We start from the raw sequence: 16,793 nt of genomic DNA, 5'->3' as shown, positions 1-16,793 counted from the left end.
ACGGTGACTCCGTGCGGGACCATAGCTCGAAGTCTGCGAAAAGTGACGCCACGGGGCCGGTAGGCTCAGTCGGCGTGACCGCCGACACCAACACCCCGATCAGCCTCCGCAAGCTGGAGGACCACCTCTGGGCTGCAGCAGACCTCTTCCGTAACAAGGTCTCGAACCAGAAGGATTACATCCTGGCCCTTCTCTTCTTCAAGCGGGCCTCGGACCTGTACGCGGAAGAGACCGCAGCAGCGCTGGCGGAGCTCGGAGACATCGACGATGCCAAGGAGCTCGCTCGCGACAGGGCATACCACGTCCTCGAGATCCCACGAGGCCACCAATGGGACGACGTTCGCGGGACTGATCCCGCGGCGATGGGACAGGCACTCAACGATGCGCTGTCGGCAATCGGTCGGGCCAACCCGAAGCAACTCGCAGGCGTCTTTGAGCGCACTGACTTTGCTGACGAGATGGCACTCCCCGCTGACGATCTAGTTCGAATCGTCGATCATTTCCACGAACTCGGCCGACTCAACTCACAGCGCGTCTCGGCGGATATGCTTGGTCAAGCCTATGAGTGGCTTATCGCCAAGTTCGCCGCCGCATCAGGAAAAGGCGGTGGAGAATTCTACACGCCGGCTGAAGTCGGGAATCTAATGGCCGTCCTACTCGATCCCCAGGACGACGATGACATCCATGACCCCACTTGTGGTTCTGGCGGTCTACTTCTTCAGTGTGTCAACCATGCTCGCCGTCAAGCAAGGAATACGCGTTCCCTCTCGCTCAGCGGGCAAGAACTGAATCCGGAGACATGGGCGATCGCACGCATGAACATGCTGCTCCATGGCGTCGGGGAGGCTAGCGAAATTAAACTAGGAGACACGCTAGCCGCGCCCTCCTTCCTCGACGGCAACAAGCTGCGCACCTTCGATATTGTAATCGCGAACCCTCCCTTCTCCTCAAAGAACTGGGGGCACGAACGTTTCAAGTCCTCCGCAGATCCATTCGATCGCATTAAACACTTGCCACCGAAGAGCCATGGAGAAATGGCCTTCGTTCAGCATATGATTGCCAGCCTGAACAGTCGTGGGCGCATGGCCGTGGTGCTTCCAAACGGCGTGTTCTTCCGAGCTGGTGGTGAACTGGCTGTTCGTCGTGACCTTGTTGATGGCGACCTGATCGAAGCAGTGATCCAGCTACCGAAGGACTTGTTCTACGGCGCTATGATTCCTGCGTGCGTACTGGTATGTAATCGAGCTAAAGCAACTAACAGGACTGACCGAATCCTCTTCATCGATGCGTCTAACGGGTTCGAACGACGTGACACCAAGAATGTGCTCACTTCCGCCGCGATCGAGGAGGTGGCCAAGCATTTCCACTCCGGAGAGCCGAGGAACGGTTTTGCAGCCTGGGCTACGCGCGAACAAGTGATTGATCTTAGTTACAACCTAACGGTTCGCCGTTATGTCCGTAGCAAGACGAGCGTGGAGTCCATCGACCTATCTACGTCGATGCAGAACCTAAAGAGCGCTATCGACCGTAGTCAGGCTTCAGATACCGATGTCCTGGCACTCCTTGCCAAGTTGGGGGGCTGACCATGGGGCGAGGGCACTGGAAAACGCTGACACTCAGCGACGTGCTGACGCCAAGCGCTCGGCGTGTAAAGGTCTCCGAGAGCCGCGAATACCCAAATCTGGGGCTCTACTCCTACGGCCGCGGCGCCTTCTCTAAGCCCCCCATCAGCGGAGCAGCCACCTCGGCACCTGCACTCTTCCAAGTGCAGGCAGGCCAGTTCATCTACAGTCGCCTGTTCGCGTTCGAGGGCGCATTTGCAGTGGTTCCTGACCATATGCACGGATGGTTTGTCTCGAACGAGTACCCAACTTTTGACATCAATCAAGACCTGGTACTCACTGACTACCTGCGCGCGATCATGTGTCGGCCAGGCACATGGAGTGCACTTGCCGACATGACCGTCGGAATGGGCCATCGACGGCAACGGCTTCACCCGGATGAGCTGCTCGCATTCGAAATCACTCTGCCCCCTATCGATGAACAGTACGACATCGTGACAGCGATTCGGACACTGGAGTCTGGAATCGCGGCGGCCCAATCACTGCAGGTGGAGTCACAATCCTTCCTGGAGTCGCTGAGAGAATCACTTCTCGTAGAGAACGGCGATTGGATCTGCCGCGACGACTGGCGAGTCGTTCCGCTCGAAGACGTTTGTCGAGTAACCCTGGGATTTACCAAGGGCCGCAAACTTGTCGGCCCTATCCAGGAAGTTCCGTATCTTCGAGCCGCGAACGTTCAAGATGGATTCTTCAACCTCAATGACGTAGCAAAGATCGAAGCATGTCAAGCCGATCACGATAAGTATCTGCTCGCCCCCAACGACATTCTCCTATTGGAGGGCGGGAATCTGGAACATGTCGGACGAGCATGGATTTGGGCCGGGGAAGTTTCTCCTTGCCTACACCAAAACAGCACAATCCGAGCAAGAATCCTTAATGAGCAGGAGTGCAGTCCACGCTTCATTGCTTGGGCACTAGGAGCAAGTCCGGCCAGGGAGTTCTGTCTGGATGAGGCCACCCAAACCAGCAATGTTGCCCACCTAGGACTGGCCGGCGCACGCCAGATCCCGATCCCGCTCCCCCCGCTGGCTAGGCAACTGGAGATCGCGGATGAGTTGGATGTGGCGCGCTGCCATCTGGTGTCGGCAATCCGGAAGGTACAGCGATACGAGGCATTGCGCGCAGATGCAATCGATGCTCTCACGTCCGGCCAGGCGAGCGTTCACGTTTAGCTAACTAACAGCGAAGCCAAGGGGAGGGGAAGATCAGGTGATCGGCAGGGAAGCGCCAATCCAAGCGAAGATCGTGGACTATCTTCAAACGCTGGGCTGGCACTACAAGAGCAGGCAGCAAATAGCATCCATGCGCGCAGGGCGCATGGGGGAAGCCTTGGTTGAACCACTCCTGGTTGACTCCCTGTGCAAGCTGAACGGAATATCCGAGCAAGCCGCTCTGCAAGTCGTCGAGAGATTGAGGAGGGTGGTAGATTCCGAGTCGTTCTTGGAAATTCTCCGGGATGGCATTTCCGTATCATTCAGAGCAGATGAGAAGGCTCGCCGGTTAATTGTCGTTGACTGGCAGAATCCGGAACTCAACACTTTCATCGTTACCACAGAGTACGAACTCAGGACAGGCGCCCTTCGAGAGCCGCGCCTCGATGTCGTATGTCTGGTCAATGGTATTCCGCTTGGCTTGGTTGAGACCAAGGCAGCCACTGTGAGCTGGAAAAAGGCGGTGGGCGATTTCCAGCAATACTGGACTGACGCTCCTGAGCTAGAGCGTTTCGCGGCGGTTTGTGTTGCAACCAACGGATTCACCTTCCGCTGTGCTCCGAGCGGCGCGCTGAAGGCATCTCAGTATGCCGAGTGGAAAGATCCCTGGCCACACACCGTTGCCGATGAGACTCGAGATCTGGAGATCGGGCTACTTGGGGTATTCAACCCGGGCCACCTGGTCGACATTGCGGCGAACTTCCTTGTATTCGAGACCCGAAAAGGGGCGACCACAAAAAAGCTGGCACGCTATCAGCAGTTCAGAGCGGCAAACAAGATCGTTCAGCGGGTTCTGGACGGCACCCACAATCGCGGCATTGTGTGGCATACGCAGGGTTCCGGTAAAAGCCTGACTATGCTTTTTGCCGCTCGCAAGCTGCGTAATGTAGGTCTCGGGAATCCAACGGTTCTCATTGTGATCGATCGCGTCGACCTTGACGACCAGATCAACGAGACGTTCTCTGCGGCATCTTTCCGGGGTGTAGTTCGAGCGGAAACTCGATCTGGCTTGCACAATTTGCTCACTTCCGACCGGCGAGGCGTGATCATCACCACGGTTGAGAAGTTCGATGAAAGCATGCACGAGCTGGTCACTCGCGAGAATGTCATCGTCTTTGTCGATGAGGCGCATCGCACGCAGGAAGGGCTGTTCGGCATTCGGATGCGAGCAGCGCTGCCTAAGGCGAAACTCTTTGCCTTCACCGGTACCCCGATCGAAACGCAGGACCGATCAACGCGTAGGGCATTTTCCCCCGAGATTAACGGGATTTACGAGGAATACCTGGACGTCTATTCACCGCGTCAGGCAGTTGAAGACGGCGCGACTGTCGAGGTTCGTTACGAGTATCGGGGCGATGATTGGGGCTTCGATGGTGACGAGTTGAACGCAGCCTTCGAGGCGTTCGCCGAACTCGAAGGGCTTACCGACTCTGAGCAGGAGCGGATAAAGGCCGATGCTGCGCGTCTGTCGGTGGTTGCCAAGGCACCTGAACGGGTCGACGCGATCGCTGAGGACATCGCGGCCTACCTGCGGAAGCGCACAGAGCCTCAAGGGTTCAAGGCCCAGCTTGTGGCCATCGACAGGGAGGCGTGCACTCTATACGCCGATGCACTGATTCGCCACGGATTGCACCCCGAAGAGCTAGCGGTAATCTATACACGCGACCCAAAGGGCGACACCAAGAATTACCGGCGCTGGTATGCGAGTGAACAGTGGCGCCGTCACCAGGCAGCGGGAGTCGGCAGTCCCAACCCTGTGCCTCCCTCCCCACGTCAGCACGACATCTCTGAATCACAGGCAAAGAGAAAGCTTATCGAGGGGTTCAAGTCGCCTAGCTCCCCCGTAAAGGTGCTGATTGTATGCGATATGCTCTTGACCGGCTTCGATGCGCCGATCGAGCAGGTGATGTTCCTCGATAAACCGCTACGAGGGGCGAAACTCCTCCAAGCAGTCATGCGTACTAACCGACCCTACCCGGGTAAGGATCGCGGCATAGTTGTGGACTATGCAAACGTCTTCTCAAAGCTCCAACAGGCGTTTGCAGAGTTCTCCCCGAATGAGATCGAGCTGGCCGTCCTCGACCTCACTGCGCTGCGTGCTACTTTTCCCGTAAGGATCGCTGAGGCGCTAGCTCTTCTGGCCGGCATGCCGGATGGACTAGAAGAGTATGAACAGATGATGTGGCTTGTGCACCGCTTCAATGAAGATGTAGACGCGGCCACAGTCTTTGAGGAACGGTTCCGGCTTGCTCAGTCAGCCTACGAGGCTCTGGCGCCCGACCCGCTTCTCGCAGGCCACCTCGCGGACTACAGCCGTCTGGTGAGGATGCGCGCCCTTTGGCGGCATGGTGCGCGACTTGGTGACGAAGATGGCTACGACCTAGACGAATACCGCACACATACGCGCGCCCTTGTGCAAGAGGCCGTGTCTCTCGAACGGCTAAGGCGTGAGGCGCCCGTCTACCGCATCGACGGCAACTTCGTGCGTAACCTCCAGGAGAGAGGCGGCACTCCTGAGGAAAGGATTGCTGCTGTCGAGTCAGCCATTGAATTTGAAGTTCGTGAGCGGGGGGAAAGCGATCCAATCGCACGGTCCCTGGCAGAGAGACTTGAGCGGCTTCGCCGGAAGAGGCAGGAGTCGACTCAGAGCACTTTGGAACTTCTCAACAACCACCTGCGCTTGGCTGACGACTGGGCAACGGAAAGGGCTGGAGCAGCGTCGCACGGTTTGTCTGAGCGAGCCCATGGGTTCGTGTCAGTCGCGCGGGCTGCTGCAGGGGATGAATTGTCGGAGTCTCAGCTGCTGGATCTAGCCCGGCGTATTGACGCGGTCGTCACCCACAACGCGTCGTTTCCTGGGTGGCGCGACCGAGACGACGTACTCCGGGCTATCCGGCGTGCAACGATCAATCTGTTGCTATCCGAACCTTCTGCACGGAAACTCGTTTCGACCAGCTTTGTTGACGATGTAGTCGCAGTTGCCGTGGCGGTGGGGCGATGACCCAGAAGATGCTAGAGCGGCCACCGCGCAACGTCGCGCTCGACGATCTCGTGGTAAAAGTGCGTGTGCGCGAATCGAAGCGTGCAAGTAAGATGCGTCTCATCATGGGACCGCAGCGACCCGCCGAGGTCATTGTTCCTTCTCGTGCCAGTGATCGAGAGGTCGACGAATTCATCAATTCAAAGCGGGCGTGGCTTAAAGAGAAGGGAACACTGGTAGAGCATATCCGCGCGAATTCTTCTGAGTTGAAACTTAATCAGCAGGGGGTAGTCTGGCTCCTCGGTAGCGCTCAGCGGCTTCAGCACCAGCCTTTGGGCCGTGCGATAGTACGTCGTCAGGGGGAGAGCTTCGTGGTCGGCGGAAGTCTTGAGGAAGCCACCGCCGCCGTGGATCGCTGGTATCGAAGGCAAGCACGTATACACCTTGCAAGCCTCATCGACACAGAGGCCTCTCGGTTGGGCGTGGAATACCGGTCCGTCGGCATTCGAGATCAGCGCACGCGATGGGGGTCATGCTCCGGATTGGGAAACCTTTCATTTTCTTGGCGTCTTGTAATGGCGCCACTCGAGGTATCTCAATATGTGGTGACTCACGAACTCTGTCACCTCCGTCAGCCAAACCATTCGAAGGCGTTCTGGCGTCTTGTTGACGCTGCAGCCCCGGGATGGACTCAACCTGCACGATGGCTGCGGGCTCACGGTGAAGAACTGCGAGGCTATCGACCTAGCCACGCCCTCTGACGCTGGTGGACGGAGCGTTCCAGTACACGGCGCGTCACGTCATATACGCCGTGCATTTAGGCCGTCACGTGCAGCACCCGCATGTGGTTACTGCGGTCTACGAAACAGCACCCAGAGCACGGTGAAGATGCCGCACAGAAGGAATGTGGGGAGGGAGAGCGCCAGCGTAAGTGTTGAGCTCGCGCCCGCGAGATTGCAAACTGCAGCTACACTGAGCCCGCCAATGGAAGCAGAGACGAGCATCATAAGCGTTCCGATTGACCTACTGAGGTCTGAGCCGGCGCGCGCCTGAGCCGCTATCGCGGCTTCCCCACCCGGCAGGGGCACCCTCAGTTCAAATCGTTCGAGATCGGAGCGCTCACTCGGCACTTCTTTCTCGCCCAGCATCCACTCCGGATCGTAGGCTGGCTCGAGAGTGCCATGAGAGTTCAGGTCGGGAATACTCTCCTCTGACTCTGGTGCATTTGGTTCGCTGCGAGCCAAGCCGCTCCCCGCAGGTGTATCCAAGTATTCGACATCGGGGTCCGAGCGGCGGCTTGGCAGCTCTGCCCCCGCCAGATCCCAGTCTTCCCCGTCGTCACCTTCGTCATCATCGTTGTACCTGAAGTCTGCGTTGGCTCTATCGCCTGGTGTCTCCCGCTCAAGCCACCCTTGCGACTCCCACCACTCGAACAGTTCTTCGTCGTCCGCCATGGCGGCCTCCAGGACCTTCGTGGTGATCAGGGCCTCCAAGACCATCATCCAACGAAGATCCGGCTTGCGCTTCCGGAGCTGGAGCGTATGCTCGATTGATGTACGAGATGCATACAGTAGATGCATCGAGCCCTTGGAGGTCAAGCCATGAGTGACATCGCTCACCGCCAAGACACAGAAGGCAGCCAGCCAGCGTTCACGCCTCCCAAGCCGGAGCGCCTTACTCGCGCGACCGTGAACCTGACTCCCAAGTCCGTGCGGGCGATCAAGCAGGCTGCGGATCTTACGGGCGACACAAGGACCGACATCATCAACCGCTCCGTCCAGATCTACGGAGAGATTCAGCAGGTCCTCAGCAACGGCGGCGAGCTCTATGTTCGTCCAGAGAAGGACGCTGACCTGCAGCAACTACGCATCTGGTAAGGGATAGCGGTGCGCTGACAGCATCCGTCCTGGACAGCATGCGGACAGCCGGACGTCGCGCCTCTGGCGAAACCTTGTCACTGAAGGCAGCGGCGTCCGGCTAAGCCAATTGGTCTCTTAGCCTGGCAAAGACTCCATCACGCCGGGAAGCGCCGCCTGCCCGCAGTCCCCCGCGGCCCCGCAACAGGCCATACGCAATGGCGGCACGCGTCCGGACGTTGATCGACGGGATACCTGGCCCGGGCTGCGCATCGCGTGGTAGTGATCGTGGTCCTGGCTTCGCCGATCTTGTCGGGGCACATCCAGGGCACACTAGGATGAGAAACACCCGGAAACCCCGACAAGTGGTGAGAAGTGGTTTCCGCAGGTCAGCCGAACTTTCGACCGAAACCGCAGGTCAGCAGACCGCCCAGTACGGATACCCTTGACAGGTGACCGACGCCCAAGAGACCGCAGCAGACAGCTCCCTGCGCACCACCGGAGGCACTCCTCCGGACGGCGCCGGATCTTCTGTGACGGGGGCGCCGACACCGCTGCTCGAACCCCGCGAGGGCATTCCGCCCGTCGTCGCCGACGCGACCGCGCTCGCCGAGGTGGTCGCCGCCTTCGCCGCGGGCTCCGGCCCGGTCGCCGTCGACGCCGAGCGCGCCTCCGGCTACCGCTACGGCCAGCGGGCCTATCTGGTGCAGTTGCGCCGCGAGGGCGCCGGGAGCGCGCTGATCGACCCCGTGGCCTGCCCCGACCTGTCCGCTCTCGGCGAGGCGCTGTCCGGCGTCGAGTGGGTGCTGCACGCGGCCACCCAGGACCTGCCCTGCCTGCGCGAGATAGGCATGGTCCCGACCCGGCTGTTCGACACCGAGCTGGCCGGCCGGCTCGCCGGGTTCCCCCGGGTCGGCCTCGGCGCGATGGTCGAGAACGTCCTCGGTTTCGTCCTGGAGAAGGGCCACTCCGCCGTCGACTGGTCGACCCGGCCGCTGCCCGAGCCGTGGCTGAGGTACGCCGCGCTCGACGTGGAACTCCTCGTCGACCTGCGCGACGCCCTGGAGAAGGAACTGGACCGGCAGGGCAAGCTGGAGTGGGCCCTGCAGGAGTTCGACGCGATCGCGACTGCGCCGCCGGCCGAGCCGAGGAAGGATCCGTGGCGGCGCACCTCCGGAATGCACAAGGTGCGGCGGAGGCGGCAGCTCGGTGTCGTACGGGAGCTGTGGGAGACGCGGGACCGTATCGCGCAGCGGCGGGATGTGTCCCCCGGCAAGGTGCTGAGTGACGCGGCCATTGTGGAGGCCGCGCTCGCCCTGCCCGGCAATGTGCACGCGCTGGCCGCGCTGAACGGGTTCGGGCACCGGATGGGGCGGCGGCAGCTGGAACAGTGGCAGGCGGCGGTGGATCGCGCCAAGGCCCTGCCGGACGCCGCGCTGCCGCAGCCGGGCCAGCCCGTGACCGGGCCTCCGCCGCCGCGGGCCTGGGCCGACAAGGACCCTGCCGCCGCGACGCGGTTGTCGGCGGCCCGGGCGGGGGTGACCGCCCTTGCCGAGCGGCTCAACATGCCGCAGGAGAATCTGGTGTCTCCGGATACGGTTCGGCGCATCTGCTGGGAGCCGCCGAAGGTGCTGGACGCCGGGTCCGTGGAGCTTGCGCTTGCGGGGTACGGCGCGCGGCCGTGGCAGGTGGAACTGGTTGCGCCCGTGCTGATGAGTGCGCTGGCGGCGAAGGGCGCCTAGCCGGCGCCCAGCCGCCGTAGCAGTTCCCCGCGCCCCTTTCGGGGCGCCTCATCCGGTCGAAAGGGGAAGGGCACGTAGAAGTCGTTGCGGTCGGGGGCGGCGCCGCCCTGTCCGAAAGCGGAGCGCCACCGATGTGACCTTCACCGCTCCAGTCGCGGGGACTGGGCAGTCACGTTACTCGTAAGTAGCATGTCTCCTGAGCGCGCGCTCAGCGCAGCGCGGCAGTGCCATCCCGCATCTGGAGGAGAGCCATCGTGCCTCGTACCGTCAGGGACGTCGTCTTCGTCGACGGCGTCCGCACCCCGTTCGGCAAGGCGGGCCCGAAGGGCATCTACCACGAAACCCGTGCCGACGACCTTGTCGTGAAGGCGATCCGGGAGCTGCTGCGCCGCAACCCCGGTCTGGACCCGAAGAAGATCGACGAGGTCGCCATCGCCGCGACCACGCAGATCGGTGACCAGGGTCTGACCCTGGGGCGTACGGCCGGCATCCTCGCGGGCCTGCCGCAGTCCGTGCCCGGTTACTCGATCGACCGCATGTGCGCCGGCGCCCTGACCGCCGTGACGACGACCGCCGGTTCGATCGCCTTCGGTGCCTACGACGCCGTCATCGCCGGCGGCGTGGAGCACATGGGCCGCCACCCGATGGGCGAGGGCGTGGACCCGAACCCGCGGTTCGTCTCCGAGAAGCTGGTCGACGAGTCCGCCCTGTTCATGGGTATGACCGCGGAGAACCTGCACGACCGGTACCCGCAGATCACCAAGCTGCGCGCCGACGAGTACGCGGTGCGCTCGCAGGAGAAGGCCGCCAAGGCGTACGCCAACGGCAAGATCCAGCAGGACCTGGTGCCGATCTCGGTGCGCCGGACCAACCCCGAGAGCGGTGAGACCGGCTGGGGTCTCGTCACCGCCGACGAGCCGATGCGGCCGGGGACCACGCTGGAGAACCTGTCGGGTCTGAAGACGCCGTTCCGTGTGCACGGCCGGGTCACCGCGGGTAACGCGGCCGGTCTCAACGACGGTGCCACCGCGTCGATCATCGCGAGCGAGGACTTCGCCCGCGAGAACGGCCTGCCGGTGAAGATGCGGCTCGTGTCGTACGCCTTCGCGGGCGTCGAGCCGGAGGTCATGGGCTACGGCCCGATCCCGGCCACGGAGAAGGCCCTCGCCAAGGCGGGCCTGTCCATCTCCGACATCGGTCTGTTCGAGATCAACGAGGCCTTTGCCGTGCAGGTGCTGGCCTTCCTCGACCACTACGGCATCGCGGACGACGACGAGCGCGTCAACCAGTACGGCGGCGCCATCGCCTTCGGTCACCCGCTGGCCTCCTCCGGCGTCCGCCTGATGACGCAGCTGGCCCGCCAGTTCGAGGAGCAGCCCAACGTCCGCTACGGCCTGACCACCATGTGCGTCGGCTTCGGCATGGGCGCGACGGTCATCTGGGAGAACCCGCACTTCGAGGGGGACAAGTGAGCACCACCACCGAGCTTCTGAAGCAGGCTGCGGACCTGTTCCCCGACGAGGTCGTCACGAGTGCGCACGTACGCCACTTCGACCTGCCGTCCGGTGCCGGGCGCTTCGCGCTGATCACGCTGGACAACGGCTTCGACCACACCAAGCCGACCACCTTCGGCCCCGGCTCGCTGGCGAACCTGAACACCGCCATCGACCAGGTCGAGAAGGAGGCGGCCGACGGCGAGATCGTCGGTGTCGGCATCACCGGCAAGCCGTTCATCTTCGCGGTCGGCGCCGACCTCAAGGGCGTGGAGATCCTCAAGGAGCACGAGCACGCACTCGCCATCGGCAAGGGCGGCCACGAGGTCTTCAAGCGCCTGTCGAACCTGGCCGTCCCGACCTTCGCCTACTACAACGGCGCGGCGATGGGCGGCGGCGTCGAGGTCGGTCTGCACTGCACCTACCGGACCGTCTCCAAGGCGATCCCGGCGTTCTCGCTGCCCGAGGTCTTCCTCGGTCTGGTCCCCGGCTGGGGCGGCTGCACGCTGCTGCCGAACCTGATCGGCGCCGACAAGGCCGTCTCGGTGATCATCGAGAACTCCCTGAACCAGAACAAGCAGCTCAAGGGCAAGCAGGTCTTCGAGCTCGGAATCGCCGACGCGATCTTCGAGGGCGCCGACTTCCTGGAGCAGTCGCTGATCTGGACCGCCCAGGTGCTCAAGGGCGACATCGAGGTCGAGCGTCCGGTGATCGACCGTGGCGAGGCCTGGGACCAGGCCGTCGCCAAGGGCCGCTTCATCGCGGACTCCAAGGTGCACGGCGCGGCCCCGGCCGCCTACCGCGCCCTCGACATCATCGCGGCCGCCAAGAACGGCGACCTGCAGCAGGGGTACGACGCCGAGGACCAGGCCCTCGCGGACCTGATCATGGGCGGCGAACTGCGCGCGGGCATCTACGCGTTCAACCTCGTCCAGAAGCGCGGCAAGCGCCCCGCCGGCGCCCCGGACAAGAACCTGGCCCGCCCGGTCACCAAGGTCGGCGTCGTCGGCGCCGGTCTGATGGCCAGCCAGCTCGCCCTGCTCTTCCTGCGCCGTCTGGAGGTGCCGGTCGTGCTGACCGACATCGACCAGGAGCGTGTCGACAAGGGTGTGGGCTACGTCCACGCCGAGATCGACAAGCTGCTCGGCAAGGGCCGTATCAACCAGGACAAGGCCAACCGCCTCAAGGCGCTGGTGACCGGTGTCCTGGACAAGGCCGAGGGCTTCGCGGACGCGGACTTCATCATCGAGGCCGTGTTCGAGGAGATCGGCGTCAAGCAGCAGGTGTTCGCGGAGGTCGAGGCGGTCGCCCCGGCGCACGCGATCCTCGCCACCAACACCTCCTCGCTGTCCGTGTCGGAGATGGCGTCGAAGCTCAAGCACCCCGAGCGGGTCGTGGGCTTCCACTTCTTCAACCCGGTCGCGGTGCTGCCGCTGCTGGAGATCGTCCGCGGCGAGAAGACCGACGACGCGTCCCTGGCCACCGCGTTCGCCGTCGCCAAGAAGCTGAAGAAGACCGCGGTCCTCACCAAGGACGCCCCGGCGTTCGTCGTGAACCGCATCCTGACCCGCTTCATGGGCGAGATCCAGAACGTCATCGACGAGGGCACCCCGGTCGAGGTCGCCGAGAAGGCGATCGAGCCGCTCGGTCTGCCGATGTCCCCGCTGGTGCTGCTGGAGCTGGTCGGCCCGGCGATCGGTCTGCACGTCTCCGAGACGCTGCACGGCGCGTTCCCCGACCGCTTCAAGGTCTCCCCGAACCTCAAGGCGGTCGTGGAGGCGGGCAAGCGCGGCTTCTACGTCTACGACAGCGGCAAGCCGGAGCTGGACCCGGAGGTCGCCGCGCTGCTGAAGCAGGGTGATGTCGTCCTGACCGAGGAGCAGGTGCGGGCGCGGGTGCTCGACGCGGTGGCGCAGGAGATCGGGCTCATGCTCGACGAGGGCGTCGTCGCCGAGGCCCAGGACATCGACCTCTGCCTGATCACGGGCGCCGGCTGGCCCTTCCACCTGGGCGGCATCACGCCGTACCTGGACCGCGAGGGTGTCTCGGAGCGCGTGAACGGCAAGAAGTTCCTGGCTCCGGGCGTGGCCAGCGTCCCGGCGTAACGCTTGACCGGTGAACGCCGGGTGCCCGCATTCCTGTCGGGGTGCGGGCACCCGGCGTTCCTGTGTGCCGGGTCAGAGCGCGCACCAGGGGACACGGCAGACGTGCGGGGTCGTGCCCTCGGGGCACAGGGCCCTGATCACCGACTCGCGGACGGCGCGCCAGCCTGGTTCAGACCTGCCGCCACGCCTCCAGCGCCAGACCCGGCTCGTCCTTGCGGCGCGTCAGCAGCAGTTGGCTCGTGGACGGGGACAAGGCTGCCGCCGCCACCCGGCCGTCGGCATCCGTGGTGAGGCACACCGTCGCGTCCACGGGCAGGATCGGGCCCGACTCGGTCCACCAGGCGCCCGCCGACTCCAGTTCGGTCGGGTAGGCGGCGAAGGCGACACGGCCGCCCGCCGAGCGCTGGGCGAGCAGGGTGCAGTCGTGGCCGTCGAGTTCGCAGCGGATCGCCGCGACCGGGCCGGGGCCCGCCGCGGGCAGCAGGACCGCCGGCTTGCCGCCGGGGCGCCAGGCGCACAGGTCCCCCGAGGTGTCCGTGAAGAAGACCGTCGTGCTCTCGGGTGAGGTCGCGAGGGCGCGCAGTGTGCCGGGGCGGACCGGGGCCTTCAGCGGCTCCTGCATGACCGGCCGGCCGGTCGGCTCCTCCTGGCGCCAGTGCAGGATGCCGTCGGGTACGGCCGCGTACACCTCAACCCTGCCGGACTCCCCGGTCACCGCCGCCAGGCCGTCCTGGACCTTGCTGCCGCGCAGGTCCCGCCAGGGCTCCCAGCCGCCCTTCTCCATCTGGACGATGTGGTGCACCCCCGCGCCGTTGTTGCGGACGAACACATGCGCGCGGCCCTGGGCGTCGACGGTGACGGCCGGTGTGCCCGTACGGTCGCCCTTCTTCTTCGGGTGACCGATCGAGTTCCAGTCCAGGGGCGCGAGCAGCGGCCGGAAGTGCGTGGAGTGCACCAGGCCCGACTCGCCCTCGGCCGTGGGCCGCCAGGCCACCAGGTGGGCATAGCCGTCCGCGCCCTGGCCGACACCGACCGAGGGGTGCAGCAGCTGATCGCCGCCCACCTTCCGCGGGTCGGTCCAGGGGCCGCCGGGAGCGCGCTCCGCCCGCACCAGGACGGTGTCGCCCGACAGCTGATAGACACTGAGCCGGCCGTCGCGGCCGCGCTGGAGCCAGTCGCCGTTCACCGGTTCACTCTAAGCCGTGGGCCCGCAGCGCCTCCCGCCCGCCTGCTCACAGCCGCTTCGCGCTGCGGAACAGCTTGGCGTAGAAGCCGTTGCCGTCGAGGCGCGAGACACCGCCCTGGTCGCCGATGGTGGGTCCGTTCTGCTCCTTGCGGCTGGAGATGAAGACCTTGTGGCCCTCGGTGTCCGGGCCGAGGTAGATCGCGGAGTGGTCCATGTGGTTGGCGGTGCGGTGGTCCATCTTGAAGAACAGCAGGTCACCGGGCTGCAGGACGTCGATGTGCTGCGGCCGCACGTACCAGGGGCTCGGGCCCTGGAGCTTGATGACGTCGACGCCCTCCTTGCCGCGGGCCATGCCGTCGGCGGTGCGCGGCAGCCCGTCGCCGTGGATGTTGTCCGACATCAGGGGGTAGCGGGCCCGGTAGCCGTAGACCAGCCGCAGATAGCCGGAGCAGTCCACGGCGCGCAGCCGGTCCTTCTGCGGGTACATCGTGACCCCGTCCCGGAAGGTGTACGGGATGCCCAGGTAGTCGTAGAAGTCGGTCTGTTCGTAGCGGTCGACGCCGTCGGCCTTGAGGGGGCCGTAGGTGGCGTGGCCCGCGTACTGGACGCCCTGGTCGTCCTTCTTGGCCGGCGCGCCCTGGATGTACGAGAAGGCGAAGGCGAAGACGTCGTCCTCCTCGCTGCCGTAGTACTGCTTGAACCAGTCCTTGAACCACTGCTGCTTCTCGGCGCCCTTGGTCCAGGTCTCCGGCATCAGACGCACCCAGTCGTCGGTGACCACCTTGGTGGTGGTGTTGGCCGGTTCGGTGAAGGTCCGCGTCGGGCCCTTGAGGGTGGCCGTACGGGCGCCGTCCGTGAAGGTGGCGATGACGGCGCCCTTGCCGTCGCGCAGCACCGAGCGCGCCGGGTTGTTCAGCCGTTCCCAGGTCTGCTTGCCGGTCGCCTTGCCGTTGCCCGAGCTGTTCAGGTTCTCGGTGATCGTCTGGGCGGCCGGGAGCTTCGCCTGCTCGTCCTTGCGCAGTTCGTAGGTGAAGTACGCGCTGCCCGCGAGCAGCGCCAGGACCGTCGCCGCGTGGAGGACGGGGCGGCCTTTGCGCTTCGGCATGGTGGAGGCTCCAGGGGTACGTGAGGTACGGAAGGGTTCAGGCGGTCGGCATGGCGCCCAGGAGGATGCCGGCGGTCAGGACCACATAGGTGGCGAGCGAGACCGACGCGACGGACAGCAGGGTCGCGCCCTTGGGCTGGCGGACCAGCTGGTAGCCGATCAGGCCGGGGACGATGAAGCCGAGCGTCTGGTTCGCGTACAGCAGCGGGAACTCCATCTGCAGCACGATGATCACGGTGGCCTGGATCAGCACACCGCTGAGCACGACGGCCGCGAAGAGCCGCTTGCCGTACAGGATCACGAACTTCTGCATGAGCAGCGTGGCGAGGTAGGTCAGCACGGTGACGCCGATGACCAGGGCGGCACGCTGGAGGTCCTCGATGAGGGTGAGCGCGAGCCAGCCCGGGGTGATCATGCCGCCCGGCGACAGATTGGTCGTCAGGTAGCACATGAGCGAGAACATCAGGCCCAGGCCGATGCCGATCGCGGCGATCTCGGGGGTGAGGACGGAGGGGATCAACGCTGTTCTCCTGGGCTGTGCCACTGCTGGCTGTCGTCGGCGGAAGGCTGGGGCGGGACGCGGGGTTCGAACAGCCCGCGGGGCTGGCCCGCATCGGCCGCCCGGCCGCTGTCCGCGGGTGCCTGGGGCAGGGCGGGTAGGGGCCGGCCGCCCCGGTCCGGCTGGGGATCGGTCCAGGTGCCGTGCGACTGCGCGTGCTCGTGTCCGGTCCGGTGCACCGGTTCCTGGTGCGGGTGGGGGTGCGCGCTGTCGCGCTGCCCCGGGAGCTGGGGGACGTACGGCTGCTGGTGCTGCGCGTAGCGCGACTCGTACGCCTCCGAATAGTGCTGGTACGGGTCGATGCGGGGCGCGTACAGCTGCATGGTCTCGGAGGGGTCGACCGCGGCGGGCGCCGTCTCGGTCCGGCCGGCCGGGGCGGCGGGCGCGGCGGCCACCGGTTCGTCGGCGCTGTCGTCCGGCGGCAGTTCGGCGAGGTGCTCCAGCAGGATCTCGCCCTGGCCGTGGATGTTGCCGATCGCGACCATCGACGAGTCCGGGCCGAGCATGTCCAGCATCTTGCCCATGAACTCCTCGGGGTCACGCTTGTCGCCGCCGAGGTCGACGGCGCGCGAGCGGAACTCGGCGGGGATGGCGTCGATGGCGGACTTGGCCGGGTGGCCGATGACGAAGACCCGCTCGGGGTCGAGGTCGGGGATGATCTCGCCCATCTGCCCGTTGCGTTCGACGCGGTCGGGGCGGCAGTTGATGACCACGTTGAGCGGGCGGTGGATGGCGCCGAGGTCGAGCAGCTGGTTGATGTTCATCAGCGTCGACTCGGGGTCGTTGGCCGCGAAGACGTTGGCGAAGCGCAGCTTCTTGCCCTCGGGTGTCCGGTAACGCTCGACGGAGAGGACACCGGGGTCCGGCGGGGCGTCGTACATGCCCTGCAGGGCCGTCCCGCGGTCCACGCCGAGGAGTTCGGCGACGGCGAGGG

At 64.6% G+C, this 16,793-nt stretch carries 12 protein-coding genes and 1 pseudogene; 8 read left to right on the top strand and 5 right to left on the bottom strand.

The window, feature by feature from the left end:
- Positions 1–74 precede the first annotated feature (74 nt).
- The 4 genes from ACIGXP_RS27480 to ACIGXP_RS27465 are packed head-to-tail and all read left to right on the top strand — an operon-like array spanning position 75 to position 6,574.
- Entirely contained in the window at positions 75–1,583 is a 1,509-nt protein-coding gene (locus tag ACIGXP_RS27480) for an N-6 DNA methylase (RefSeq protein ID WP_399772619.1), read from the top strand.
- Between the two features lie 41 nt (positions 1,584–1,624).
- Positions 1,625–2,794, top strand: coding sequence for a restriction endonuclease subunit S (locus tag ACIGXP_RS27475; RefSeq protein ID WP_399772616.1), 1,170 nt, complete (start codon positions 1,625–1,627; stop codon positions 2,792–2,794).
- Positions 2,795–2,831: 37 nt separating this feature from the next.
- A complete protein-coding gene (locus ACIGXP_RS27470; RefSeq protein ID WP_399772613.1) occupies positions 2,832–5,834 on the top strand; it encodes a type I restriction endonuclease subunit R in 3,003 nt (1,000 codons plus the stop codon).
- Positions 5,831–6,574: a M48 family metallopeptidase gene (locus ACIGXP_RS27465; RefSeq protein ID WP_399772610.1), complete on the top strand. Its 744-nt coding sequence runs from the start codon at positions 5,831–5,833 to the stop codon at positions 6,572–6,574. Before ACIGXP_RS27470 ends, ACIGXP_RS27465 begins: the two co-directional genes overlap by 4 nt.
- Positions 6,575–6,661: 87 nt before the next feature.
- On the opposite strand, the gene ACIGXP_RS27460 is transcribed toward ACIGXP_RS27465, so the two are convergent.
- Complete coding sequence (locus tag ACIGXP_RS27460; RefSeq protein WP_399772607.1) at positions 6,662–7,411, bottom strand: hypothetical protein; 750 nt, start codon at positions 7,409–7,411, stop codon at positions 6,662–6,664.
- A 3-nt stretch (positions 7,412–7,414) separates the two neighbouring features.
- On the opposite strand from ACIGXP_RS27460, the gene ACIGXP_RS27455 reads away from it, so the two are divergent.
- The 4 genes from ACIGXP_RS27455 to ACIGXP_RS27440 all read left to right on the top strand — a co-directional run bounded on the left by ACIGXP_RS27455 (position 7,415) and on the right by ACIGXP_RS27440 (position 13,009).
- A complete protein-coding gene (locus ACIGXP_RS27455) occupies positions 7,415–7,690 on the top strand; it encodes a hypothetical protein (protein ID WP_399772605.1) in 276 nt (91 codons plus the stop codon).
- Positions 7,691–8,121: 431 nt separating this feature from the next.
- Positions 8,122–9,411 carry a ribonuclease D gene (locus ACIGXP_RS27450; RefSeq protein ID WP_363218758.1) on the top strand — a complete coding sequence of 430 codons (1,290 nt, stop codon included), beginning with the start codon at positions 8,122–8,124 and terminating at the stop codon, positions 9,409–9,411.
- A 254-nt stretch (positions 9,412–9,665) separates the two neighbouring features.
- Complete coding sequence (locus tag ACIGXP_RS27445; protein ID WP_363218759.1) at positions 9,666–10,883, top strand: acetyl-CoA C-acyltransferase; 1,218 nt, start codon at positions 9,666–9,668, stop codon at positions 10,881–10,883.
- Positions 10,880–13,009, top strand: a complete 2,130-nt coding sequence (locus ACIGXP_RS27440; protein WP_399772602.1) for a 3-hydroxyacyl-CoA dehydrogenase NAD-binding domain-containing protein — start codon at positions 10,880–10,882, stop codon at positions 13,007–13,009. The genes ACIGXP_RS27445 and ACIGXP_RS27440 overlap by 4 nt, the downstream gene beginning before the upstream one ends.
- Before the next feature lie 169 nt (positions 13,010–13,178).
- On the opposite strand, the gene ACIGXP_RS27435 is transcribed toward ACIGXP_RS27440, so the two are convergent.
- The 4 genes and pseudogenes from ACIGXP_RS27435 to ACIGXP_RS27420 form a co-directional block, all read right to left on the bottom strand.
- Complete coding sequence (locus tag ACIGXP_RS27435) at positions 13,179–14,195, bottom strand: hypothetical protein (protein WP_399772600.1); 1,017 nt, start codon at positions 14,193–14,195, stop codon at positions 13,179–13,181.
- A 46-nt stretch (positions 14,196–14,241) separates the two neighbouring features.
- On the bottom strand, positions 14,242–15,300 hold the full coding sequence (locus ACIGXP_RS27430) for a hypothetical protein (RefSeq protein WP_399772597.1): 1,059 nt from the start codon (positions 15,298–15,300) through the stop codon (positions 14,242–14,244).
- A 37-nt stretch (positions 15,301–15,337) separates the two neighbouring features.
- On the bottom strand, positions 15,338–15,820 hold the full coding sequence (locus ACIGXP_RS27425; protein ID WP_351251157.1) for a poly-gamma-glutamate biosynthesis protein PgsC/CapC: 483 nt from the start codon (positions 15,818–15,820) through the stop codon (positions 15,338–15,340).
- Positions 15,817–16,793: pseudogene (locus ACIGXP_RS27420) on the bottom strand (poly-gamma-glutamate synthase PgsB); the annotation flags it as partial. The gene ACIGXP_RS27425 and the pseudogene ACIGXP_RS27420, both read right to left, overlap by 4 nt.

The sequence above is a fragment of the Streptomyces sp. NPDC053069 genome (assembly GCF_044546895.1).
In the GTDB taxonomy this organism is placed as follows: domain Bacteria; phylum Actinomycetota; class Actinomycetes; order Streptomycetales; family Streptomycetaceae; genus Streptomyces.
This window is presented reverse-complemented; position numbering and strand designations above follow the sequence as displayed.

What these genes read in the sequence shown, in the direction of transcription:
- ACIGXP_RS27465 (WP_399772610.1), top strand. Translation starts at nt 5,831, where the DNA reads ATGACCCAGAAGATGCTAGAGCGGCCACCGCGCAACGTCGCGCTCGAC.
- ACIGXP_RS27455 (WP_399772605.1), top strand. Translation starts at nt 7,415, where the DNA reads ATGAGTGACATCGCTCACCGCCAAGACACAGAAGGCAGCCAGCCAGCG.
- ACIGXP_RS27430 (WP_399772597.1), bottom strand. Translation starts at nt 15,300, where the DNA reads ATGCCGAAGCGCAAAGGCCGCCCCGTCCTCCACGCGGCGACGGTCCTG.